We start from the raw sequence: 24,248 nt of genomic DNA on the forward strand, positions 1-24,248 counted from the left end.
GGCCGCAACCATGAACCACGACATTGTCATCATCGACGCCGTACGCACGGCCATTGGCGAATTCGGCGGCGCGTTGCGGGAGAAGACGCCGGCCGACCTCGGCAGCGCCGTCGTTCAGGCATTGCTGGATCGCTCTGGCACCGCAGGCGACACGGTCGATCAGGTTGTCTTCGGTAACGTTCACCAGACATCGGCGAGCGACATGTACCTTGCACGTCGTGTCGCCATCGGCGGCGGCGTCGCACCGCGCGCCGGCGCATTGACCGTCAACCGCCTGTGCGGCTCAGGGCTGGAAGCCGTGCTCCTCGCCGCTCAGTTCATTGATTCCGGAGAAGCCGAGACCGCCATCGGCGGCGGGGCCGAAACCATGAGTCTCGCGCCCTACCTGCTGCCTGCGAATCGCTTCGGCTCGCGCCCCGGCGATGTCGTCGCCACCGACACGCTCATGGGCGGTCTCACCGATCCGATGACCGGTGTCCATATGGGTGAGTTGGGCGAACGCATCGCCGAGCACTTCGACATCGACCGCGCGCAACAGGACGCCATCGCGCTGGCGTCACACCAACGCGCGGTGCATGCCATCGACGCGGGCTACTTCGATGCGCAGATCGTGCCGGTCGAGGTCGGCACCGCACGCAAGCCTGCCAGCTTTGCGCGCGACGAGCGCGTGCGGGTCGCGTCGTGCAGTGACGATTTCGCGCACCTCAAGCCCGTCTTTCGTCGTGAAAACGGCACCATTACCGCTGCCAACGCCTCCGGCATCAACGATGGGGCGTCGGCAGTGCTCATGACAACCGTTCGCAATGCACAAACGCGACGATTGCGCCCGCTTGCACGTCTCATCGCACATGCACGGGTAGGCGTCTTGCCGGAAGAGATGGGCATCGGTCCGATCGTGGCAACGCGCGAAGTGCTCAAGCGCGCGGACCTTCGCCTCACGCACATGGGCGTGATCGAAGTCAATGAAGCGTTTGCATCGGTCATCGGTGCGTTTCTGAAGGAGATGTCGCTCGACACCCCGCGCGTCAACGCGAACGGCGGGGCGATTGCGCTCGGGCATCCCGTCGGCGCGACCGGCGCGGTCATGGTGACGAAAGCGGTCCACGAGTTGCAACGCACCGGCGCTCGCTACGCGCTCGTCACGACTTGCATCGGTGGCGGACAAGGCATTGCCGCCGTCTTCGAACGACTCTGACGGCAACGCCCCGGGCCATAGTCATTCACGCAAACAAAAAAGCGGCCCCTTACGGGAGCCGCCTTCTCGTTGCGCTGCCGGGTGGAGTGACGCGTTACTCGTCCAACACCTTGTTCCCGGTCTCTTCGAACATCGACACGGCAATGAGCGACACGCGCATGTCACGACTTGCAAAGACAAGACGACCATTGCATTTGGTGGTTAGCGCGTTAAGAGCGATTCAATCCTCGGGATCGCCCGGGCTAAACTCGGCGCTCGTCCGGCGGCTCGCCCAACGCTCCAGTACTTCTGTACGAACTCTCTCATGTGGATGTTGTAACCCAGTCCTACAGGAGACGTCGCCCCCTTGAGCGGCAGCATTTCCTCGCGAAGCTCTCGCCGCTTGCATCGCCGCACAATTCCAAGAAGCGTTTGCTTCGGGTCAATCTCTGCCTCGGGTCGTGTCGGGAATACATCCTTGCTCACGTTTGCAAACTTCGAGAAACCAACGTGATCCGCCAAAACCCATGCTTCCGCCTCTCGTACCGCTAAGCGCATTGCGAGACGCATACTGGGATTGCGGGGGAGCCACAGGTTTCGTTGCTCGACGACGCATGCTGCCTGATCGGCATCTGCAATCATCAGTACCGGCATCACATTCTCCGCGACATTGTTCATCGCGGGAATCTTCTGCCGAAACTTGCTTTCGCCGCCCGAGACAAGACGTTGCTTGATCTCAAATGGCACTCCCACATGTGAGAGAAGCGCTTCTGCGATAACGCAACACAGTTCGTCTTCACCGACGACAAGAACGGTCGTCATTCAAACAGTCCAAGTTGATTGATGCCTTCCGGATGGGTTTTGGGAAGCAAGACATCCGCCGGCGTCAACCCCGCCTCCATTAAGCCAAGCTCCTGCTCGTCCGCTACGCGGGCCAGGGTGCCGTCACTTGCAGGCTCCAGCAGAATTATTGCTCTGCCATCAAGAGGATTGCTAAGAAGCGCTTCACTATGCGTTGTGATAATCACCTGTCGACCAAATGCCTTTTGCTTCCTAAGCACCCGATCAATCATGAGTGGGATGTGCGTCACTATCGCGTCATTGAGTGACAGCTCCGGCTCTTCAAGCAGCAACAATGAGTTGTTCTCCTGCAACATCCAGAGGAGTCCGAGAAGTCTCAAAGTACCGTCGGAAAATTGATCTTCTCGCTGCCAAGCTCCATGCGTCCGCCAATGCTGATAGGACGCCATCAAGTGAGGAAGGCCCGTGATCTTGTCTTGCTCGAACTTGAGTTGATTGAACTGCGGCACCGCCTTTTCCAAGGACTGTTGGATCCGTCGCAAGCGGGCGTCCCGTGTCTTTTGTGGTGTTTTCGCAATTCGTTGCAGCAACCCTTGTCCAAATGGATCGCCCTCCGCAATACGTGAAGAGATCTCGGTATGCCTCAACAGTTGGGGGACGAGATGAAGATAAGTGGTCTCGCGGAAGAAGTCAGCAATGTCGCGGAAGTCAGTATTTGAGTTGATCTGCTCGATTGCAGTTTGCGTTCGACGCAACTCGTCCGACTTATCCTCTTTATCAGGGCGATTCAGTATCGACTTCCCGGCACGAGAAACTGTTTCTCGAGTTACTAAGACCCGATGTAGACCTTTGCCTTCCGGCTTGAAAGCAAGTGTGTACTCCCATATCGGCGCGGAATCTATGTCGTCAGCGATCGCAACGAAGATTTCAACCTCGTTGTCGGTTCGAGCCTGCAAACAGCGCAGTTTCTTTAATCCCCCTCGGTCTTCGATAGCCTTCTGAAGCCCGCCGCCAGCGGGTCGACAGATGTCTCGGAGAAACCGAAACACGTCCAGAAGGTTTGATTTCCCCGAAGCATTCGCACCGATGATGTACGTTCGACTCCCGAGCGGAACATCGAGGTGTTTGAAGTTACGCCAATTTTTCAGTCTGAGTCGAGTAATTAGCATGTCTGGAGCCGGAAGTCGCTTCGGTGTATCGAACGGGTAGAGGTGGCTACCTTTAGGCAGGGCCTAGCGTGGTAAGTATAGCGTGAGGTCGACTTGCATCCATCGGGCACGCAGCATCTCAACCTGCCAAGTAATGCGCTTGTAGGGTTGAGGCAAATGGACGTGCATACCGAATCTGAGACTCTTCACATATAGCGGGTGGGGGGATCGCAGATTGACTAGTGAAAGGTGCTCCGCATGACGCTTGATCCTCCCTCACCGGCCTTCGCCCACACGTCCATCGACAAACTCAACACGCCTCCGAGCGCGTCCTTGCGCTCACGACGCGTAATTGTTCGCTCGGCAACTCATCCGACTGCGTCGGCCGTGCGCCATTGCAGGCTCCGGTTTTCGCCTCGACGTCGCGCGGATTCGATCTTCCAAATAACAAACGCCACGCATGAGTGCGCGGCGTTTGTATGAGTGCATCACGGGGCAAGCAAGGGATCACACACTAGTGCGGCTCCCCGACAATTACTCGTCCAACACCTTGTTCCCGGTCTCTTCGAACATCGACACGGCGATGAGCGACACGACCACACAGGCGATCATGTACCACGCCGGGGTCATCTTGTTGCCGGTCACGCGAATCAGCCAGCCTGCGACGAGCTGGGCCGTGCCGCCGAACACCGACACCGAAATCGCATACGCGCTCGACATGTAGCCCGCACGCAAATGCTTCGGGAAGTTCTCGGGCATCAGCGCATAGGCAGGCGCCGAACCCATCGTGTAGCAGAACATCAGCACGATCAGCGCGGCGAGCACTACCGGCAGCGACGGGTAATGCGTCATGATCCAGAACGCCGGGTACAGCAGGACGATGAGCGCCACGCGTCCGAACATCGTAAGCGGCTTGCGCTTGCCCATCTTGTCCGACCACGCGCCGTAAATCGGGCACATCACCAAGGAGATCGTGCTCGCGGCAACGCCGGCGAGCATCGACATCTTCGGCGGCAGACCCAGGTACTGAATGCAGTACGTCGGCATGTAGTACATCATCACATACGTCGACACGGACATGCCCGCGATCGAGAAGATCGTGAGGAACCAGTTGCGCACGTACACGCCGCGCTTCGGGTCGTCGCGACCGGCAATGGCCTTCGCCTTCGGCGGCTCTTCCTGGATGTGGCGACGCAGATAGATCCCGACCGGGGCGATCAGCGTGCCCAGCAGGAACGGGATACGCCAGCCCCAGCTATGCATGGTGTCGTCCGAGAGCAGAAAGCCGAGGCTCGCCGCCAGCCCCGAACCGAGCAGGGCCGCAGCGCCCTGACTGGCCAACTGCCAGCTCGCACGGAAACCGCGACTCTTGGCGCCGCCCACTTCCAACAGCGTCGCCGTCGCCGCGCCGAATTCACCGCCTTGCGCGAAACCTTGCAGCAAACGCGCGCTCACGATCAGCAGCGGGGCCGCGAGACCGATCTGCGCATACGTCGGCGCAAGCCCGATGGCGGCCGAGCCGAGCGCCATCAGCAAGATGGTGAGCGTGAGCGCCGGCTTGCGACCGGCGCGGTCGGCGTAGCGACCCAGCACGATACCGCCGAGCGGGCGCATCACGAAGCCCACCGCGAACACTGCGAAGGCGAGCAGCGACGACGTGATGGGATCGTCCGCCGGGAAGAACTGCTTGCCGATCGTCAGCGCGAAATAGCTGTAGACCGTGAAATCGAAGAACTCCAGCAAGTTGCCGATGACGGCGGCGAAAACGATCTTGCGCTGCTGCGCGGACGACATTTGCGACGACGATGCGCCGTCAGCCGCGAACGACGGCGGTTGGGTTTGCGTTGCAATGCTCATGCGCGGTCCTTGGCGAGAAAGCGTTCGACCAGACGCGTCCAGAAGGCCGCACCGATGGTCAGATTGTCGTCGTTGAAGTCGTATTTGGCGTTGTGCAGCATCGGCTTGCCTTCGCCGTTACCGAGGCGAATGAAACAGCCCGGCACCTTTTGCAGGTAGTACGCGAAGTCCTCGCTGCCCGCGATAGGCGGGAACGGCGCGATGATGTGCTCCGCGCCGACCAGCTCCTGCGCCACGCTGCGGGCGAACTCGGTCTCGGCTTCACTATTCACGAGCACCGGATAGCCACGGATGTATTCGATGTCGGCGCTCGCACCGTACCCTTCGGTGTGCGACTTCACCAGCGCACAGATGCGCGCTTCGAGCGTGGCGCGCACCTGCGCCGAGAACGAGCGCACGCTCAGTTCCAGCGTTGCATCCTCGGGAATCACGTTCGGAGCGAAGCCCGAATGGAACGTGCCCACAGTGACCACCGCAGCTTCCGTGGGGTCGACGTTGCGGGCGACGACCGTTTGCAGCGCCATGACGAGGCTGCTGCCGATCATCACCGGATCGATCGCGAGATGCGGACGCGCAGCATGGCCGCCACGGCCATGAATGCGGATCTTCACGGTGTCGCACGCCGCCATGAGCGGGCCGGCGCGAAAACCGAACGTGCCGGTGGCCACGCCCGGATGATTATGCAAACCGAAGATCGCTTCGCACGGGAAGCGCTCGAACAGGCCGTCGGCAATCATCTGCTCCGCACCGCTGTTCGAACCGGCTTCCTCCGCCGGTTGGAAGATCAGGTTGACGGTGCCGTCGAAATTGCGCGTCTTGGCGAGTTGCTGGGCCGCGCCGAGCAAGACGGTCGTGTGACCGTCGTGGCCGCAGGCGTGCATCTTGCCATCGTGCACGCTGGCGTAAGCCAGCCCCGTCTGTTCATGAATCGGCAAGGCGTCCATGTCGGCACGCACCCCGACCGTTCGCGCACTCGTGCCTACGGTGAGCGAGGCCACCACGCCGTGACCGCCGACGTTACGCGTGACGCGATATCCCCAGCTTTCCAGCTTCTCGGCCACGTAACGCGACGTGTCGACTTCCTCGAAGGACAGCTCGGGGTGTTGGTGGATGTGGTGTCGAATGTCGGCCAACTGCTCGCGCGCGTCGGCCAGATCGCTCACCTCGCAATAGCGAATCTCGCTCATCGGGGCTCCTCTCTTTTTGAATACCGCGGAGTATTGCACCGACGAAATTTCGCACCCATGACGCAAAGCACGTCAAAATGTTGCTTTTAAGGCAACAATCAGACACTTTCCAAAGTCTGCACGATGCCGGTGTCGACAGCAAAAACCAACGTCGATTCAATGACTTGGCAATGCCCGCCGCCGCTTTGGTCCGACGGTTGTCGGCGACCTTGCCCGGCAGGCGTCAGACCGGCGCGTTCACGCAAACGTAACAGGGAAACAAGATGATGACCGGCGATTCCTGGATGGACGACATCGGCGAACGTTCGCTCAAATACCTGGCCGAAATTGCCGCGACCGGCGGGGTGCGCATGGCCGCAGAATCGCTTGGCGTGAACCCGTCGGTGGTCAGCCGGCAGATCGCGGCGCTGGAGCGGCGTCTACGCTTCCCGCTCATCGAGCGCCGCGGACGCAACGTGATCGTCACCGAAATCGGTCAGGTACTTATCGACTATTACCGCGACGGCCAGCGACGTCAGCGCGATCTGTCGGCACGCCTCGAGGAATACCGGCATCTGAAGCGCGGACGGGTGGCGATCGGCGTGGGCGAGGGCTTCATCGGGCGCCTGATCGCACAGGCGTTGCAGCGCTTTTCGATGAGCTATCCCGACATTCTCGTCGAGATCCGCTCCGGTCCTACGCCGGCCGTGCTCGCGCTCGTGCGCGACGACGTGGTCGACATCGGCCTGTGCGCCCGCTCCGAAGACGATCCCGCGATGCGTATCCACCCCTTCGCGGCGAAGGCGCTGTGCGCGGTGGTCGCACCCACGCACCGATTCGCGAAGATGACCAGCGTGCCGCCCTCGGAACTGGTGCACGAGCGGCTCATCTTCATGACGGAAACGCACGGCGTGCAACAATTCGTGCACTCGGTGCTCGATACGGCGCGCCTGAACGTGACGCCCGCCTATCGCGTCGATCTGTTCAATACGGCGCAAACGCTCGCCGCCGCCGGCCTCGGCGTGGCGTTCATGTCGGCGATCACGGCGCGGCGCGGCATCGAACTCGGCGAACTGGTCGCGGTGCCCATCGATCATCCGATCGCCGCCGGCTTTTCCAGCCAGATGATGACCCGCGTCGGACGCCGCCTTTCGCCCGCCGCCGACCACCTCTGGAAGCAACTCGCGCAGAGCCTCGCCAATCGCTGAGTGAAAATGAGCAACGCAGATGGCGTATGATCGGCCGGGTGTTGGACAAGCCCGCCTGATCGCGCCCGATCGACTGATGACGACTGACCCGAACCCACCCGCCCACCGGCGACTCCGTGCGCGCTTCGTCGCGATTTCCTGGCGCGATCTCGCCGTCTCCTTCGGCCCTGTGGTCCTTGTCGCGATAGCGGCCATCTGGCTTGCCGTGTGGCTCGTGCAACCAGCCCCGCCGCGCACTGTCACGCTGAGCGCCGGGCCGGAAGGCAGTTCGTTCTGGAATGCGGCGCAGCGCTACAAAACGATCCTCGCGCGCGATGGGATAACACTCAATGTGTTGCCATCGGAAGGCTCGCGTCAGAACATCGAACGTCTCGCCGACGATCGTCAGAACGTCGACCTCGGGCTCGTGCAGGGCGGCGTGTCGCAGGGTCTCGACACCGACGGCCTCGTGTCGCTCGGCAGCATGTTCTACGCGCCGATTTCGGTGTTCTATCGCGGCGCGCGCGTCACCAAACTCTCCGACTTTACCGGCAAGCGCATCGCTATCGGCCGCGAAGGCAGTGGCGCGCGTGCGCTCGCGCTGACGTTGCTCAAGGCCAACGGTATCGAGCCGGGCGGCCCGACCACACTCACGGCCTACGACGGACAGGAAGCCGCGCAGGCGCTCATCGACGGCCGCGTCGACGCGGCGATGCTCACCGGCGACACGGCCACCGGCCCCACGATGGGCAAGCTCATCCGCACGCCCGGCGTTCGCCTGATGGACTTTGCGCAAGCCGACGCCTACACGCGGCGCTTCACGTATCTCAATCAGTTGACGCTACCGCGCGGCGTGTTCGATCTCGGACGCAATCTGCCCGCACAACCCGTGCACGTCATCAGCCCGACGGTCGAACTTGTCGCACGAGAAAGCCTGCACCCGGCGCTCTCCGATCTGCTGATCGAAGCCGCCCGCGAGGTGCACGGCAAGGCAAATCTGCTGCAACGCGCGGACGAATTCCCGTCGGCGCAGGTGCACGAGTTCCCGATTTCCGACGACGCCGCCCGCTACTACAAATCGGGCAAGGGCTTCCTGTACCGGCATCTGCCGTTCTGGATCGCGAGCCTTGCCGACCGGATCGTCGTGTTGCTCGTGCCGATCATCGTGGTGCTGATTCCGGCGTTCCGGCTGGTGCCGTCGCTGTACAGCTGGCGCGTGAAGTCGCGGCTGTATCGCTGGTACGGCGCGCTCATCGCGCTGGAGCGCGAGGCGCTGGCGGATAACGCCCACTCGGAATATCAAAGCCTGCGTCACCGGCTCGATGCCGTTGAGGCCGCCGTCAACCGGCTGAAAATTCCGCTCGCCTACGCCGATCAGTTCTACGTGCTGCGCGAGCATATCGGCTTCGTGCGTCAACGGCTCGACGCCATGAATGCCGAACCGGCGGTAGTGGACGGCAATGCCGTTCAGCGCGCCGGCGGCGTGCCGCCAGCCGACGCTATCTCCCAAGGCGAGCCGAAGACGACCGACGCATGACCCCCATCTCAAAGCGAAGCTTATGCAATTTATAATTAACACAAGCTTTTCTTATGATGGAAGACGGCGCACACTACTGACATTCGCGGACCGGAAGGCCGGTCCGCTGTGAAATCCAACGTTCCACTTCGTTAGCATGTCGTCGTCCGACTCGCCCCACGCGCCACACGCGCCACACTCGTCAGACCCCTCGCATTCGTCTTCGTCCACGGCGGCGCCCGCGACGCAGACGCCTCACCTCGCCAGCACCGAACGCGCACACGGCGCTTGCACCGTGCGTCCCGTGCGTGACGACGACTTGCCGGCCATCACCGCCATTTACGCCCATCACGTGCTCACCGGATCGGCGTCGTTCGAGGAAGTCCCGCCCGACGAAGCGGAGATGCGCGCGCGCTGCAAGCGGATCGGCGACGCCGGTCTGCCGTATCTCGTCGCCGAACGCAACGGCAACGTGCTCGGCTACGCCTACGCCACGTATTACCGCCCGCGCTCGGCGTATCGATTCACGCTGGAAGACTCGGTGTACATCGCGGCGGACGCCACCGGACAAGGCGTCGGGCGCGCCCTGCTGCGCACGCTCATCGCACACTGCGAAGGCGGCCCGTGGCGGCAATTGATCGCGAATGTGGGCGATAGCGGCAATCAGGCGTCGCTCGCGCTGCACGCCGCGTGCGGCTTCGAGCACGTCGGCGTGCTCAAGTCCGTCGGCTTCAAGTTCGGACGGTGGATCGACACCGTGCTCATGCAACGTGCGCTGAACGCCGGCGATAAGGCGCTCCCCGCGTGATGGGGAGCGATAAAGCGCGCGCGATGGCGCCTCAGAACGGCGAGGCGCGATCCAGTGCCTTGTAATGCCGGAAGATGCCGGTGGTATTGAACGGAATACGCCGGGACGACTTCAGATAGGCCGCAACAAGCGGTTCGCCGGCGACCGCATCGCGCACTGCCCGACACCGGGGGAATGCCTTCGCGAAGCCCGACATCGCACGCGGGAAGGCGTAATACAGCCCCTCGATCACCTGAAACAGCGACAGATCGGCGTACGACATCGCCCCCTCGGACAGCCATCCGCCCGCATGCGGATTGTTCGCCAGCACGCGTTCGAAATAGCCGAAGAATTTGGGCAAACGGAAGTCGATCAGATCCGCCGTACGCTTACGCGCTTCCGCGCGCTGGTTGCTGTAGTACAGACGGCTGGCAATGGGATGGTGGCCATCGTGCACTTCGGCCACGAGATCGGAAAGCGTCAATTGCAACTGATTGACCCAGCGGCGCGCGCGGGGCGATTCGCCGACGAGCCCCAGCAACGGCCCGAGATAGGCGAGGATGTTCGCAGTCTGCCCGATCAGTTCGTCGCCCGAGGCATGGCGGATGCGTAGAAAGGGCGGCGCGAAAGGGGGATCGGCGCAAACGGGATCGTCCATCGTGTGCAGAAGCCCGTCCATGCCCTGACCGGGTTCGTCCCCCCGGATGATCTCCACATACGGGGTACCGGTTGCCTCGAAGGCGAGGCGGACAAACTCGCCGCGCCCTTGCAGGCCCGGCCAATAGAACAGCTCGAAGGTCATGCACCCTCCTCAGGCTCAGGAAGCGCCTGGCTGCATCTCCACGCGATTCTTGCCCTGTTGCTTGGCGCGATACAGCGCCAGATCCGCCGACTCGATCAACGAGGTCGACGCCATGTGCGTGCGCGGCACCAACGCCGCGCCGCCGAGACTGATCGTCACATGCCGGCCGTTGGCCGAGCCTACGTGCGGAATCGCCATCGCTTCGATCTGCGCGCGCACCTTCTCCGCGATCGCCGCCGCCCCGTTGGCCGAGGTGTTCGGCAACACCATCACAAACTCCTCGCCGCCGAAGCGCGCCGCCAGATCTGCGGGACGCGATGCGGCATCCGCCATCGTGCTCGCCACGCGACGCAACACGTCGTCACCGGCAATGTGGCCGTAGGTGTCGTTGTAGATCTTGAAGTTGTCGACGTCGATCATCAGCAGCGCCATTTCACGCTGCTCGCGCAAGGCGCGACGCCACTCCGCGCCGAAATACTCGTCGAAGTATCGACGGTTCGCGAGGCCGGTAAGCCCGTCGGAATGCGTGAGACGTTGCAACTCCAGATTCGTCTCCAGCAACTGCTGCTGACTCTCGCGCAACGCCCGGTAGGCCTCGTCGCGTTGCAGCAGGTTCATGTAGGAGCGCGAGTGGTAGCGAATGCGGGCGACCAGCTCGATGGTGTCGGGCAGCTTGACCAGATAGTCGTTCGCTCCGGCGGAAAAAGCTTCGCGCTTGATCGTCGGCTCTTCCTTCGTCGACAGTACAATGATTGGAATGTCACGCGTGAGCGGGCTGGCGCGGTACTGGCGCACGAGCGAGAGGCCGTCGGTCCCCGGCATGACCAGATCCTGGAGGATGACCGTGGGACGCGTCTGCTCGGCTACGCGCAGCGCGTCTTCCGGATTCGAGCAGTAGTGGAAGTCGATGTTCGGCTCGCCGCTGAGCGCGCGTCGGATCGCCTCGCCGACCATTGCCTGATCGTCGACCAGCAATACCATTGCCGACGATTCGCTCAGGTTGGTCTCGCTGCCGATAGGCTGCGGATCGGATTTGGGTTGGCGCGGGATTGTCGTCATCGTTGTTCGTCCCTCTGATCCTCTGATTTCATCATTCTGCTTATACGGTGCCGAACAGCGTCACTAACTGAGGCGCAATGATCGACAGCGGCAGAATCTGCGAGGCCGCACCCGCCTCGGCTGCCGCTTTGGGCATGCCGTACACCGCGCTGGTCGCGCGGTCCTGCGCAATCGTCATAAAGCCCTGCGTGCGCATTGCGCCGAGCCCGGCGGCCCCATCGCGGCCCATGCCGGTCAGCAGCACGCCGACCGCCCGTGTACGCCAGTTCTCGGCGACGCTGCGCAGAAAAACGTCGATGGACGGACGATACACCGCATCTCTGGGTTCGTCGGTATACACGCAGCGACCACTCGCGTCCACTCGTAAATGCCGATTACCGCCCGCGAGCAACACCGTGCCGGCGGTAGGGCACTCGCCTGCCTCGACCAGCCGCACCGTGAGCGGCGTCTGCTGGTCGAGCCACGCCGCCATGCCGGGGGCGAATGCGTCATCCACATGCTGTACGACGATCACGCCCGCGCCGAAGTTCGCAGGCAAGCGCCCCAGCAACGTCGCCAACGCCGCCGGGCCGCCTGCGGACGCGCCGATGGCCACCAGCGCGTCGGTGCCGGTCGTGGCGCGCACCGGCGCACTCGGCTGGGGAACGCGTGCATCGGCCTGCTGCGCCGCAATCGCCTCGATCTTGGCGAGCAACGACGACGCCGGGCGCGCGAGGTCAGAGACGCCCAGCACCGGCGTATCGACGGCATCGACCGCGCCGGCGCCCATCGCGTCGTACACGAGGCTCGCGTGATGCCCCACGTCCGACGTGACGATCAGCACAGGACACGGCGTGCGGCGCATGATCTCGCGCGTGGCCGCCACGCCGTCCATGACCGGCATGACAAGGTCCATCAACACGAGATCGGGCGGCACGGGCGAGCACATGCGTACCGCCTGCTCACCGTCGTGCGCCACCCATACGACATCCAGACCCGGCCGCTGCGCGAGCGTGCGACGCAGGGCTTCTACCGCGATGACCGAATCGTTGACGATACCGATTCTCATGACCCCGACTCCCCGATGAGATCCACGACCGCGCGCAACAACGCGTCGTCGTGGAAGCTGCCCTTCGCGAGGTAATAATCGGCACCCGCATCGAGTCCGCGCTGCCGATCTTCCTCGCGATCCTTGTATGAAACGATCATGACCGGCAGTTCTGCCGTGCGCGCATCGCGCTTGATGAGCGTGACCAGCTCGATGCCGTCCATGCGTGGCATGTCGACATCGGTAATCACCATATCGAACGATTCGCTGCGCACGGCATTCCACCCGTCCATCCCATCGACGGCCACACTCACGTCGTAGCCGCGCGCGGCGAGCAGCTTGCGTTCGAGTTCGCGCACGGTCAGGGAATCGTCCACGACCAGTACGCGCTTGCGGCCGCGGCCGCTTACCTGCGCGGCGCGCATCGGCAAACGTTCCAGCGACCCGATCTCCACCGCCTTGACGATCGAGCGCACCAGATCGGCCGTATCGATGATGAGTAACGGCGAGCCGTCTTCCGCGAGCGCACCGGCGGCGATGTTGGGCACTTTGCCGAGCCGCGCGTCCAGCGGCTGCACGACCAGCATACGCTCACCGAGGAATTTATCGACGGCCAGCCCGTAACGCGCCTCGCCTTCGCCGAAGACCACCACCGGCTGATCGCCGGATACGCCCATCGGCTCGGTGCCGCAAAGCACCTGCTGCGCGCTGACGAGGCCGATCTGTCTGCCGTCCAGCGTGAAATGCGGACGCCCCTCGAGCATATCGATCTGTTCCTGCGGCAACGCCAGCGTGCGCGACAGGTTCGCAAGCGGCAGCGCGTAGGGCTCGCCGGCAATCTCCACGAGCAGACTGCGCACCACCGAGAGCGTGAGCGGCAATTGCAGAATGAACTTCGTGCCGCGCCCCGGCGTGTGTTCGATGCGCACCGTGCCGCGCACCATCGCCACCATCGCGCGCACGGCATCGAGGCCGACACCGCGCCCGGAAACATCCGTCACCGTGTCGCGCAGCGTGAAGCCCGGCAGCATCAGGAATTCGAGCAACTCGTTGTCGTCCAGACGCTGCGCCGTATCCGTCGTCACCAGTCCGCGCTTGACGACGGCATCGCGCACGCGCGCCAGGTCGATGCCCGCGCCATCGTCGGCCACGCTCACGAGGAGCAGGCCCGCGCTGTGGCGCGCACTGAGGGTGATGACCCCTTCGGACGGTTTGCCCGCCGCCGCGCGCACCGCCGGGCTTTCCAACCCATGATCGACGGCGTTGCGCAGCAAATGCCCGAGCGGCGCTTCGAGTTGATCGAGGATATCGCGGTCGACCTGCGTATCGGCACCGCGAATTTCGAGGCGCGCCGGTTTGCCGAGCGAGCGGCCCAGATCGCGCACCATGCGAGCGAAGCCGCCGAGCCGGTCGTCGATCGGCCGCATGCGGCATGCGAGCGCTTCGTCGTACAAACGCTGCGAGAGTTGTGTCGAGCGTCGGTCGAAGTCGTCGAGTTCGTGAATCTGCTCCGCGAGCAACTGGGCACCGACACCGAGCGCACGACGCAGATCCGCCAGCGCCGAGAGCAGCACCTGGCGATCGTCGTCCGAACGATCCGCGACCTGCGCAAGCGCCGAACTCACACGGTCGAGCGCATCGCCTGCGTCGTGCTGATGACGTTTGAGCCGCTGCAACGATTGTGCGAACGGCTGCGACCAGCGCGACGCGACCAATGCCTCGCTGGACAGCCGCAACAGGCGATCGAGATTTTCCGCCGAGACGCGCAACGCCCGCGTGGCGCCGTCCGTCACCTCGGACTTGCGTTGCGGATCGGCGCCGCGCAAGTCATCGAGCCTATCGAGCCTATCGCGCGCGCCGTCGACTTCGGGCAACGCACGCATCGCCGCCGGCATCGATCCCGACAGCCCCCCCGCCTCCGACGAAGCCGGTATCGGCGCTGGTGCCGGCATCGATATGTTTTGCGGCGCCGGAACGGGCATTGCGGCGGGCGTCTGCGTGCCGGTGTCGCCGGCGGTCGTGCCGTAGCTGGCGTACTCGAAGGCCGTCGGTTCATTCGGCGAGGCCGCACCTTGCGCCTCGCCCTCGACGAGCGACGCCAGCGTTTGCGTAAACGTGTCGACGAAGGTGTCGATCTCCGCCTTGCCTGCACCCTGCGCCCAATTCGGGTCGCGCCCCGGCGGATGCGCGAGGCGCATGAGCAGATCCACGCCCTGCAACAGACGGTCGATGAGCGGCACGTCCAGCACGAGCGCACCGCGCTGCGCGGCAACGAAGGCGTCTTCGAGCACGTGCGCAAGCGACACCCCCGCCTCTACGCCGACGATTCGCGCCGCCCCCTTGAGCGAGTGCGCCGCCCGCATGCAGGCTTCGAGCCGGGAGGCGTCCGTCGGGGCGCGTTCGAGGGCCAGCAGTCCGTCGCCGAGCACCTGTGCCTGCGTCTCCGTCTCCATGCGGAACAGGTCGAGCAGCGTGGCGTTTTGCAGATCGTCGCTCATGCGAGACTCCGGTCGAACGCCGCGCCTACGCGCAACGGGTCGAGCACACCGACGATATGCTCGCGCCAGGGCAACACCGCGACGGAAAAACCGTCCGAGGCCCCCAGCGCCGTTGCCGGCACCGGCCCGAATGCCGAACTGGCAGGCGAGATCGTGCCGTGCACTTCCGTCACAGGGAAAGCGCTCAGGTGATGGCCGTGACGCAGCGCGAGCAAGCGCGCCGTACTCGCGCGCAGCGCATTCGTCGGCGTACCCTGCGTCTGGGGCGCAGGTTGCACCCCGAGCAGTTCCCCGAGCGACAGGCACGGCACGAGCGCACCGCGCAAATTGACGAGCCCCAGCAATGCGCGCTGACGATGTCCCGGCACCGAGTGCCAGCCCCGCATCGGCGCGACTTCTTCGATCGCGGCAGCGGGCAGCGCGAGCCATTCGTCGGCCAGACGGAAGAGCAACAACGAAGCGCCCCGCACCGTTTCATGCCCGCTGGGCACCGCACGCCAGGGCGACGGGTCGGCCGGCACGACGGGCAGGCGGTCGAGCAGTTCCGCCGCCTTGCGGTGCAGCGAGCCGCTCTCCGGTTTGGCGGTTTGCGTCGCGGCACTCTGGCGATCGCCGGACACGGGACCGGTCTCAGGCGCGAATTCGTGATCGGTCATCGATGTCGTGTCCCGTGGCGATGCGTCTGGTCATGCGATTCGGATGTCGTCGTGTGATTGCGCTCGGCACGGTCCGCTCTGTCGGCCCGGTCGAGCAACCGCTTCGCGCCGACGGCGTCGCCGCGCGCATCGAGCAACGCAGCGCAGTGCACCAGGGCCTCATAGTGCCCCGGGTCGAGATACAGTGCGCGACGGTAATGCATGAGGGCGCCGGATGCGTCGCCGCTCGCGTCTTCGACCAGTCCGAGCAGATACTCCGCCTGTGCGTTGGCGCGGTCCGTCGCGAGCACCGCGCGACACAACGACACGGCCTGCACGAAGTCGCCGGCGTCGGCAGCGGCACCCGCCTGCGCCAATTGCCCGGCAATCGCGTCGATGGCGGCAGGGGGTGTCGTATCGGGCTCGCGTGCGGCGGCGGTCTCGACCGGTTCCCTCGCCGCGACGACCGGCGGCGCAAAAGTTCGGACGCCGTCCACGTGCGCCACATGCTGCGACGGAGTGCGCTGCTGCGTAACGGCCTCGATGGGGCTCACCGGCGGCGCCACATGGAAGGTCGCGAGCGTGCCCGTCGGGCGCGTCGACCCTGCCGGCGGCACCGTCACGTCGCGCACCGGCCCGGCAATGCGAAACGAAAACGCCTGCACATGCCCGGTCGGCGCCAGCCCGTTGCTGGTGAGCGTGCCACCCTCGGCGGGGCCGGCGAACAGCGTCGCCCCCATACGCATGAGTTGCTCCAGCGCAGCGATGGCGCGACGCTGCCCGTCGCGATCGAAATAGATCAGCACGTTACGGAAAAACACGAAGTCGAACGTGCCCAGCCGGTCGACGAGCGTTGCATCGAAGAGGTTTCCTGCATGCCACCGCACCTGCGGGCGCAGCGCGTCCACGACGCGGTAGTTCTCCTGCTCCGCCGTGAAATAGCGATCCCGGAACACCATCGTGTCCGGCGGGCCGCGAAAGGAATTGCGACCGTACAGTCCAGCTCGCGCCACCGCGAGCGCGCGCTCGCTGATGTCGAGCGCATCGATGGTGAAGTCGTTCGCCGCGAATCCCGCGTCGAACATCGTCATCGCCATCGAGTACGGCTCCTCGCCGGTCGAACACGGCAGGCTCAGCAATCGGATGGGCTGCGCCTCGCGCGGCGTGCCACAACGCGACACGCGGGCTTCCTGCGCCATCTGCGCGAGCGCCGTGAACGCGTCGCGATGCCGGTAGAACCACGTTTCCGGCACCACGACCGCCTCGATCAGCGCCTGAAGCTCCTGCGGCGACTGTTGCAGTCGCTGCCAATAGCGCGAGTACGGTGGGGTGTCCTGCATCGCGGCGGAAAGCGTGCAAAGGACGGCAAGACGCGCACGCACCGCACGTTCGATAGCGTTGACGCCGAGCGTCTCGGCGTCGAGCCCCATCGTGTCGCGCAGCAAACGTTCGATGTCTTGCACGTGGCTCATGACGAGGCCCTCGCTTCGTCGATATCGTCGGATCCACCGGATCCACCGAGTCCACTGGGTCCGCTGGGTCCGTTAGCTTCCCCGGCTTCGTCGCTCAGGGCGCGCTTCGCGGCGTCGAACAGCAACGCACGCGCTTCGTCGCTCAGCAGCCGGTCGATGTGCACCCACTGCACGAGCCCGTCTTCCGTATCGAGCACGGGGCCGAGATAGCGCCCCTCGGGCAGTTCGATGCCGCTCGGCTTGAACGCGGCAGCGTCCGCACGCAAGGTATCGGTGGCGCGCTCGACGAGCACGCCCAGCCGCCGCGCCTGCGGGCCGGGTGCGGGATAGTGGACGAGCACCAGCCGTGTCGAGCGTCGCTCGGGCGCACCGCACCCCGTCGCCAGACACGTCAGATCGATGACCGGCACGGACTCGCCCCGGTAACTGAATGCCCCGGCCACCCAGGCGGGCGCCGCAGGTAGTCGCTTGAGCGCGAGCCACGGCAATACCTCGGCCACATGGCCGGCTTCGATGACGTAGTGATCGGTCGCGATAGCAAAACGCAAGAACAGCATGTCGGTATCCGCGAATGACGACGAGCGTGCCGGCGCCCTCAAACCAGGCCCGTCGGGAGCGCCTGCACCTTGAAGCGCGACACCCCGCTCTTGAGCCCGTTGGCGACGTGATTGAGTTCTTCGATAGCCTGACTGGACTGCTGCAACGACTCGGCCGTCTGCTGCGCAGCTTCGGACAGTTGCACCAGCGCCTGATTGATCTGCTCCGCCCCGGTTGCCTGTGCCTGCATGCCTTCGTTGACGACCTGGAAGCGCGGCGGCAGCGTCTGCACTTGCGTAATGATCTGCGCGAGCTGATCGCCGACCTGACGCATCTCGTCCATGCCGCGGCGCACTTCCTCGGCAAATTTGTCCATGCCCATGACACCGGCCGACACTGCCGACTGGATTTCCTTGATCATCTGTTCGATGTCATAGGTCGCCACGGCTGTCTGGTCGGCAAGACGACGAATTTCCGTCGCCACCACCGCGAAGCCGCGCCCGTACTCGCCCGCCTTCTCGGCCTCGATCGCCGCGTTGAGCGAAAGCAGGTTGGTCTGATCGGCCACCTTCGTGATCGTGGTCACGACCTGATTGATGTTGCCGGCCTTCTCGTTGAGGATGCCGAGCTTGCCGTTCACGGAGCCCGCCGCCTCCACCACGTGACGCATCGCCTCTTCCATGCGCGTCAGCCCGACGTGTCCCGTGCCGGCGAGCGTCGCCGCGTGTTCGGCCACGCCCGCGACTTCGGTCATGGTGCGCGCCAGATCGCGCGAGGTCGCGAAAATCTCGCGCGAGGTGGCGCCGATTTCCGTGGTCGTCGCCGCCGTCTCCGATGCCGTGGCCTGTTGCTGACGCGATGTCGCCGCAATCTCGGTCACGGACGTTGTCACTTGCAGCGCCGATTTCTGCGCCTGCCCGACGAGGCCGGTCAGTTCGTCCGTCATCCGGTTGAAGCCCGACTCCAGCGCACCGAATTCGTCACGTCGCTCCAGATCGAGACGCTTGGTCAGATCGCCCGCGCGCATGACTTCCAGAATCTGCATCACGCTCGCGAGCGGCACGCTGATCGCGCGGAACAGCAGCCAGCCGGCCAGTATCGCCACGGCCAGCGTCACGACCAGCGTGATGAGCAACGTGGCCTTGGCGGCCGTCACCGCTTCGCTGATGTTATGCGTGGCTTCGTCCGCGTAAGTCTTGTTGGTATCGACCAGACGCTGGATAGCGGAGCGTCCGCGCCCCCACTCCGGGTAAAGCTGTTCGGTGAGCATGGCGCGCGCCGCCGGCATCTGGCCATCGACGACAAGCTTGATGACCTGCGTGCTGATACGACCGTACTGGTTGCGCGTGCCGCGCACTTCGTCGTATTGCATCTTGTCCGTCGGGCGATTGACCGTCGTGCCGTAATCCTTGATCCAGCTGTCGATGCGGGCGTCGGCCGCGCGCAGGGCGTCGAGGTCGACCGCGCGCGTGCGGTCGTTATCGTCGATGGCGACGACCTGCTGGAGCAACTGGTAGCTTTCGAACCAAGCGCCACGCAGCATCGTGCTGTAGTAAAGCCCCGGCGCGGAATCGTCTTCCACGCTGCGAGCCTCCGCTTCTATGGCGGACAGCCGCGTGTAAGCAACGCCTGCCATCAGGGCCATCAAGGCAAGGATCAGGCCAAAACTGGCCAGAATGCGATGTCGGATCGACCAGTGTTTCACGCCGCGCTCCCGTTCGGGTTCATGCCCGGCGCCGAAAGGGCAGCGCGGGGCTTTTTGAGGTTACGCCGATTCTATTACAGCGGCCCGGGAGGGCAACGTCGGTCAAGCCGTGTATTTGGGTTTATTTCTGATTCGTCGCGCACTCCCGGGCACGGGGTGTGCCCGAGGGACCGCTGTCCCGATGTCGGCCGGCGAGCCTCAGCGGGTAAGCTCGCGCAGGGCGTCCGCCGTCATGGGCGCGAGCGCCAACGGCGCGGCTGCGGACGTCAGGGCGCCGAGCGACGCCGTATTGTCCGGGGAAACGCTGCCATCCGGCAGGTAGAGATTGTTCTCGAAACCGATTCGGGCGTGGCCGCCTTGCAACACTGCGGCCAGCGCGCATTCGGCCTCGCGCGGTCCGAAGGCGCACATCGCCCATGGCGTGGCGTCCGACGCTTCGCCCAGCGCGTCCGCCCCGGTCTTCCACGCATGCAGGAACGGCAGAAGATCGGTGGGCGAGGACAACTGGCCCTTGCTGTATCGACCCAGCACGAACAGCACCCAGTGACGGCCCGGCGCAATCGCGCCGCGCGCGCGCAGCCGCCAGTAATGTGCGACGTCGTCGGTGTCGTACAGGATGTACTGCGTGGCGATCTGCGTTTGCCATAGCCACGCGAAGAACGCTTCGGCGGCAGGCGCATGGGCCGCATCGGGCAGGACCTCGCGCAACGCCACCGAGATCGCCTCGGGACGCAACGCCTGCACCGTCGCGATCTGCTGCGCCGGTGTGTAAATGCCAACGGCTTCGGTCGTCACCTGCAACACAAGCGCGTTGCCCACGGCACGCCGCACGGCGGCGATCCCGGCTTCGTAATCCGGCACTTCGAGACTGTGCGTACCGTCCGCCTTGCGCACGTGCAGGTGGATCATGGCCGCGCCCGCGTCCAGACAGGCCTTGGCGCATGCGCCCAATTCGTCCGGCGTGATCGGCAGCGCCGGGTGATCGGCGTGCGTTCGGCGGGCGCCGTTAGGTGCGACGGCCAGCGCGTAAGCCCGCGTCATGCCACGCCCCCGACCTTCACGCCGGTGACATCGGCGACCGACAACGCCAGACGCTCCACGATGCGCTCGATGTCGTCCGACCGGCAGATGAACGGCGGCGCAATCAATGCGTGATCCCCATGCACGCCATCGACCGTCCCGCCCATCGGATAGATCAGCAGACCGCGCGCCTTGGCGGCAGACTTCAAACGGGCGTGTGTCTTGTCGGCCGTCGGCAGCGTCTGCTTCGTCGCACGGTCGGCCACGAATTCGACGCCGACGAACAACCCGCGCCCACGCACATCGCCCACGTTCGGGTGATCGGCGAAGACCTCGCGCAAACGTGCGCGCAACTGCGCGCCGCGCGCCTTCACGTTGTCCAACAAATGCTCCTCGGCGATCGTGCGCTGCACGGCCAGCGCTGCGGCGCACGCCATCGCGTGACCGAGGTACGTGTGCCCGTGCTGGAAGAAACCGGAGCCGCCGACCACGGCGTCGAAAATCCTGTCGGAACATAGCATCGCGCCGATCGGCTGGTACCCCGCGCCCAACCCCTTGGCGATGACCAGAATGTCCGGCGTGACGCCGTCTTCCTCGCACGCGAACAGGTGGCCGGTGCGGCCCATGCCCGACATGACTTCGTCGAGCAGCAACAATACGCCGTACTTGTCACACACGGCGCGCATGCGCTTGAGGTAGTCGCCGACCGGCGGCACCGCGCCCGCCGTGGCGCCGACCACGGTCTCCGCAACGAATGCAATCACCGTGTCGCCGCCCAGTGCCAGAATCTTCGCTTCGAGTTCGTCCGCCAGACGCTGCACGTACGCCGCATCGCTCTCGCCGTCGAGACGTTCGCGATAGGCGAAGCAGGGCGAGACGTGATGCGCCGGCACCAGCAGCGGCAGGAACGGTTCGCGCCGCCACGCATTGCCGCCGATGGCCAGCGCGCCGAGCGTGTTGCCGTGATAGCTCTGGCGACGCGCGATGAAGTACTGACGCTGCGGCTGACCGATCTCGACGAAATACTGACGCGCCAGTTTGAGCGCCGCCTCCACGCCTTCGGAGCCGCCGCTGACGAAGTACACATGGTTCAGGTCGCCGGGCGCGCTCGCCGCGAGCGTGTCGGCCAGTTGCTCGGCGACTTCCGTCGTGAAGAACGACGTATGCGCATAGGCCAGTTGCGCGGCTTGCCGTTGCATCGCCTCGATCACGCGCGGATGTCCATGACCCAGACAGGAAACGGCCGCGCCGCCGCACGCATCGAGATAGCGCCTGCCGTCGCTGTCGATCAACTCGATTCCCTGACCGCCGACCGCGACGGGCAACGTCTGACGCGGATTGCGGTGAAACACGTGAGTCATGCCTGAACCTCTGACGAAAAGATGCTGAGAGACGGGTGAATGTCGTTGGGCATGCTGCCGGAAACGACGACGATGCAGCCATCGTGGCGCGTAGCCATGGCGCTCAGTGTAGGCGTATCGCCCATCGTTTGCAACATATGTTTCACGTTCTTTGTATTCGCAACACTTCGCGCAACCCGGTACCACACTCGGTGTTTCATCACAGCCTAAGTCCCCCGGGGAAAGCGCGTGCGCGATGACGGCTTTTCATGCAACAATCGTTACATTCTTTCGTCGCCGTGTTGCCATCCCCAATGACACAAGCCACCGCGCTGCCAAAGACGCTCAACCAACTGAACGCATTGTTGCGTGAGCGCTATTCCCAACTCAGTCCGCAATTTCAGGCGGGCGCGCGGTTCCTGCTCGATCATCCGCAACGCGTGCCGATCAGTTCCATGCGCGCCATTGCCGCCGAGGCGGGCGTGCAACCGGCCACGTTCGTGCGGCTCGCGCAGCATCTCGGGTTCGACGGATGGCACGGACTGCGCGAGCTCTTTCTGGAATCGATTCGACTCGGGCCGCAGCCCTATGCGAGCCGTGCGCGGCAAGTGATTCGCGAAGGCGACGCCGCGCGCATGGTGCCCGAAATGTTCCGCGTGCAGCACAACAACCTCGATCTGACGGAAGCCGGCGCGAATGCGTCGCTGGGGGCGGCGGTCGAGTTGCTCGCCAATGCCGGGACGGTCCATGTGGCGGGGTTTCGCGCATGTTTTCCCATCGCCTTCACGTTTCAGTACGTCTACCGTCTGTTCCGGCCGACGGTGCATCTGATTCGCGGCGAGGCGGGCACGCTGGAGATGGAGCTGCGCGCGCTGTCGGCGCGCGACGTGGTGGTGGTCATCAGCTTCGCGCCTTATTCGAACGAAGCGCTGATCGTCGCCCGGGCTGCACGCGCGGCCGGCGCGCGGGTGCTCGCCCTCACGGACTCGACCGTCTCGCCGCTCGCGCTCGACGCCGACGTCACGGTGCTGTTCTCGCATGAAAGTCCGTCGTTCTTCCCGTCGATCACGGCGGGCATTGCCGTGGTGGAGACGCTCATCGAAATGCTGCTCGCCCGTAAGGGACGCGGGGCGGTGCGCGCGCTGGAACTGGCTGAAGACCAGTTGCACGGCACCGGTGCTTACGTCAGCCCGGCAGGCGGCAACGTCGCCAGGGGAAGCACGCGGCGTGTCAAACCCGACGCCTGAGCGTCGCAGACGTCGGGCGCTCGCGGCGCAGCGCCACTCCGAGCGCCGCGCTGCCCGCAATCAGTGCGGCCGCCAATAGCGCGAGCGCGACGGACATGCCGAAGCGGTCGGCAAGCCATCCGCTGGTCACGACGGGCACGGAAAAGCCGAAGTACGCGAACAGAAAATACCCTGCCGCCGCCCTCGCGCGCATCGCCGGGTCGACCGCTGCGTTGACGGCGGCCAACCCGCCGAGATACGTGAATCCATAGCACGCCGAACTCGCGACGACCGCGCCGGCGAGCAACACCGGCAGATTGACATACACCACCCCGAGCGCCAGCACCACGAAACCGAGCGGCACGATCACGAGACCGACGCGCACCGCCCGCACCGGCGCCATACGCCTTGCGGCCGGCTGAAACAGCAACCCCGTCGAGACGACGAAGAACGTCGCGAAGCCCGCCCACGCCGCATGCCCGTGCGCCGCCAGCGCCGAAGGCACCACGCCGATCACCACGCCCACGGCCGCCCACGCAAGCAGAATCGCCACGCCCAGCGGCGCCGTGCCGGGCGCAAGTACCGGCCAGCGCAACCAGGGCACGTTCGGGCGACGCGCAGGCGCAGGCAGCACCGCCACCGCGAGCGCCGCCACGAACGCGAACGGCAGATACGCCCACAGACTCGCAGGCGGCAGCGTCGACGGCGCGACGATCAGACACACCCCCGTGGCCAGCGCGCCCGAGCCGAAGCCAAGCGACGTCGACGCTGCCACCAACGCCGCGCCACGTGTCGCGGCGTCCTCCCGATCACCGTACAACTCCGTCATATAGGCCGTGCCGCTGCCCGCGACCAACCCCGTCGCCAGTCCGTAGCAGGCGCGGGCACCGCCCAGGGCGACGAGCGTCGGCCAGCGCAGTGTCAGCCATGTCCCGACGAGCCCCAGCAGCAATGCAACGGCCAGCGGCAGGCGGCGTCCCACCCGATCGGACAATCCCGCCAGGAACAACAGCGCCGGCACGAGCGCACCGACATAGCACGCGAACGCCAGCGCCTGCGCGCCCGCGCCGTGGCCGCTCGCCGCCGCATAGTGCGGCACCAGCGGGGCTTGCAGATTGACGGAGAACGTCACGAGAAAGAGTTGCAGCGCGAGTAACGCGATGGGCCACCGGCGGGGATTCGGGGAGGGAATTCGGTGCGGCATGAGCTCAGCGGAGGAAGGGATCGCCATCAGGGGCACGGCGTGACCGGAACGAAGGGACGACCCGGTCGTCAGGCGATGCCGCGGGCA

The 24,248-nt window shown here is 64.8% G+C and carries 20 protein-coding genes; 5 read left to right on the forward strand and 15 right to left on the reverse strand.

What is annotated here, in order from left to right:
- Positions 1 to 10: 10 nt before the first annotated feature.
- The gene (locus PAN31108_RS04895; protein ID WP_150667738.1) at positions 11 to 1,195 is read left to right on the forward strand and encodes an acetyl-CoA C-acyltransferase; all 1,185 of its coding nucleotides are present in this window, start codon (positions 11 to 13) and stop codon (positions 1,193 to 1,195) included.
- 201 nt (positions 1,196 to 1,396) lie between these two features.
- Here PAN31108_RS04895 and PAN31108_RS04900 read toward each other — a convergent pair whose 3' ends face one another.
- From PAN31108_RS04900 to PAN31108_RS04915, 4 genes are all read right to left on the reverse strand, one after another.
- Positions 1,397 to 1,996 (reverse strand): hypothetical protein, encoded by a 600-nt coding sequence (locus tag PAN31108_RS04900; protein WP_150667739.1) that lies wholly within the window; start codon positions 1,994 to 1,996, stop codon positions 1,397 to 1,399.
- A complete protein-coding gene (locus tag PAN31108_RS04905) occupies positions 1,993 to 3,144 on the reverse strand; it encodes an AAA family ATPase (RefSeq protein ID WP_150667740.1) in 1,152 nt (383 codons plus the stop codon). The genes PAN31108_RS04900 and PAN31108_RS04905 overlap by 4 nt, the downstream gene beginning before the upstream one ends.
- Positions 3,145 to 3,657: 513 nt before the next feature.
- Entirely contained in the window at positions 3,658 to 4,980 is a 1,323-nt protein-coding gene (locus tag PAN31108_RS04910) for an MFS transporter (RefSeq protein WP_174994854.1), read from the reverse strand.
- Entirely contained in the window at positions 4,977 to 6,167 is a 1,191-nt protein-coding gene (locus PAN31108_RS04915) for a M20 aminoacylase family protein (protein ID WP_150667741.1), read from the reverse strand. Before PAN31108_RS04915 ends, PAN31108_RS04910 begins: the two co-directional genes overlap by 4 nt.
- Positions 6,168 to 6,430: 263 nt before the next feature.
- Between PAN31108_RS04915 and PAN31108_RS04920 the strand changes: the two genes are divergently transcribed.
- From PAN31108_RS04920 to PAN31108_RS04930, 3 genes are all read left to right on the forward strand, one after another.
- Positions 6,431 to 7,354, forward strand: coding sequence for a LysR family transcriptional regulator (locus PAN31108_RS04920; RefSeq protein WP_246183778.1), 924 nt, complete (start codon positions 6,431 to 6,433; stop codon positions 7,352 to 7,354).
- A gap of 76 nt (positions 7,355 to 7,430) precedes the next feature.
- A complete protein-coding gene (locus tag PAN31108_RS04925; RefSeq protein WP_246183779.1) occupies positions 7,431 to 8,870 on the forward strand; it encodes a TAXI family TRAP transporter solute-binding subunit in 1,440 nt (479 codons plus the stop codon).
- 136 nt (positions 8,871 to 9,006) lie between these two features.
- Positions 9,007 to 9,657 carry a GNAT family N-acetyltransferase gene (locus PAN31108_RS04930; RefSeq protein WP_150667742.1) on the forward strand — a complete coding sequence of 217 codons (651 nt, stop codon included), beginning with the start codon at positions 9,007 to 9,009 and terminating at the stop codon, positions 9,655 to 9,657.
- A 31-nt stretch (positions 9,658 to 9,688) separates the two neighbouring features.
- Here the strand turns inward: PAN31108_RS04930 and PAN31108_RS04935 are convergent, their stop codons facing one another.
- From PAN31108_RS04935 to PAN31108_RS04980, 10 genes are all read right to left on the reverse strand, one after another.
- Positions 9,689 to 10,438, reverse strand: a complete 750-nt coding sequence (locus PAN31108_RS04935) for a glutathione S-transferase (protein WP_150667743.1) — start codon at positions 10,436 to 10,438, stop codon at positions 9,689 to 9,691.
- A 15-nt stretch (positions 10,439 to 10,453) separates the two neighbouring features.
- Positions 10,454 to 11,497, reverse strand: a complete 1,044-nt coding sequence (locus PAN31108_RS04940; RefSeq protein ID WP_503124995.1) for a diguanylate cyclase — start codon at positions 11,495 to 11,497, stop codon at positions 10,454 to 10,456.
- A gap of 40 nt (positions 11,498 to 11,537) precedes the next feature.
- Positions 11,538 to 12,545, reverse strand: a complete 1,008-nt coding sequence (locus tag PAN31108_RS04945; RefSeq protein ID WP_150667744.1) for a chemotaxis response regulator protein-glutamate methylesterase — start codon at positions 12,543 to 12,545, stop codon at positions 11,538 to 11,540.
- Positions 12,542 to 15,022, reverse strand: a complete 2,481-nt coding sequence (locus PAN31108_RS04950; RefSeq protein WP_150667745.1) for a hybrid sensor histidine kinase/response regulator — start codon at positions 15,020 to 15,022, stop codon at positions 12,542 to 12,544. The genes PAN31108_RS04945 and PAN31108_RS04950 overlap by 4 nt, the downstream gene beginning before the upstream one ends.
- Positions 15,019 to 15,678 carry a chemotaxis protein CheW gene (locus tag PAN31108_RS04955; protein ID WP_150667746.1) on the reverse strand — a complete coding sequence of 220 codons (660 nt, stop codon included), beginning with the start codon at positions 15,676 to 15,678 and terminating at the stop codon, positions 15,019 to 15,021. Before PAN31108_RS04955 ends, PAN31108_RS04950 begins: the two co-directional genes overlap by 4 nt.
- Positions 15,675 to 17,129, reverse strand: a complete 1,455-nt coding sequence (locus PAN31108_RS04960) for a CheR family methyltransferase (RefSeq protein WP_150667747.1) — start codon at positions 17,127 to 17,129, stop codon at positions 15,675 to 15,677. The genes PAN31108_RS04955 and PAN31108_RS04960 overlap by 4 nt, the downstream gene beginning before the upstream one ends.
- The gene (locus tag PAN31108_RS04965) at positions 17,126 to 17,686 is read right to left on the reverse strand and encodes a chemotaxis protein CheW (RefSeq protein ID WP_150667748.1); all 561 of its coding nucleotides are present in this window, start codon (positions 17,684 to 17,686) and stop codon (positions 17,126 to 17,128) included. Before PAN31108_RS04965 ends, PAN31108_RS04960 begins: the two co-directional genes overlap by 4 nt.
- A gap of 38 nt (positions 17,687 to 17,724) precedes the next feature.
- Positions 17,725 to 19,371 (reverse strand): methyl-accepting chemotaxis protein, encoded by a 1,647-nt coding sequence (locus PAN31108_RS04970; RefSeq protein WP_150667749.1) that lies wholly within the window; start codon positions 19,369 to 19,371, stop codon positions 17,725 to 17,727.
- A 198-nt stretch (positions 19,372 to 19,569) separates the two neighbouring features.
- Positions 19,570 to 20,412 (reverse strand): beta-keto acid cleavage family enzyme, encoded by an 843-nt coding sequence (locus PAN31108_RS04975; RefSeq protein ID WP_150667750.1) that lies wholly within the window; start codon positions 20,410 to 20,412, stop codon positions 19,570 to 19,572.
- Positions 20,409 to 21,752 (reverse strand): aspartate aminotransferase family protein, encoded by a 1,344-nt coding sequence (locus tag PAN31108_RS04980; protein WP_150667751.1) that lies wholly within the window; start codon positions 21,750 to 21,752, stop codon positions 20,409 to 20,411. Before PAN31108_RS04980 ends, PAN31108_RS04975 begins: the two co-directional genes overlap by 4 nt.
- Positions 21,753 to 22,045: 293 nt before the next feature.
- Between PAN31108_RS04980 and PAN31108_RS04985 the strand changes: the two genes are divergently transcribed.
- Positions 22,046 to 22,978, forward strand: coding sequence for a MurR/RpiR family transcriptional regulator (locus tag PAN31108_RS04985; protein ID WP_150667752.1), 933 nt, complete (start codon positions 22,046 to 22,048; stop codon positions 22,976 to 22,978).
- On the opposite strand, the gene PAN31108_RS04990 is transcribed toward PAN31108_RS04985, so the two are convergent.
- Complete coding sequence (locus tag PAN31108_RS04990; protein ID WP_150667753.1) at positions 22,962 to 24,161, reverse strand: MFS transporter; 1,200 nt, start codon at positions 24,159 to 24,161, stop codon at positions 22,962 to 22,964. The two genes, PAN31108_RS04985 and PAN31108_RS04990, sit on opposite strands and share 17 nt — an antisense overlap.
- Positions 24,162 to 24,248 lie beyond the last annotated feature (87 nt).

Source organism: Pandoraea anhela (genome assembly GCF_902459655.1).
GTDB lineage: Bacteria > Pseudomonadota > Gammaproteobacteria > Burkholderiales > Burkholderiaceae > Pandoraea > Pandoraea anhela.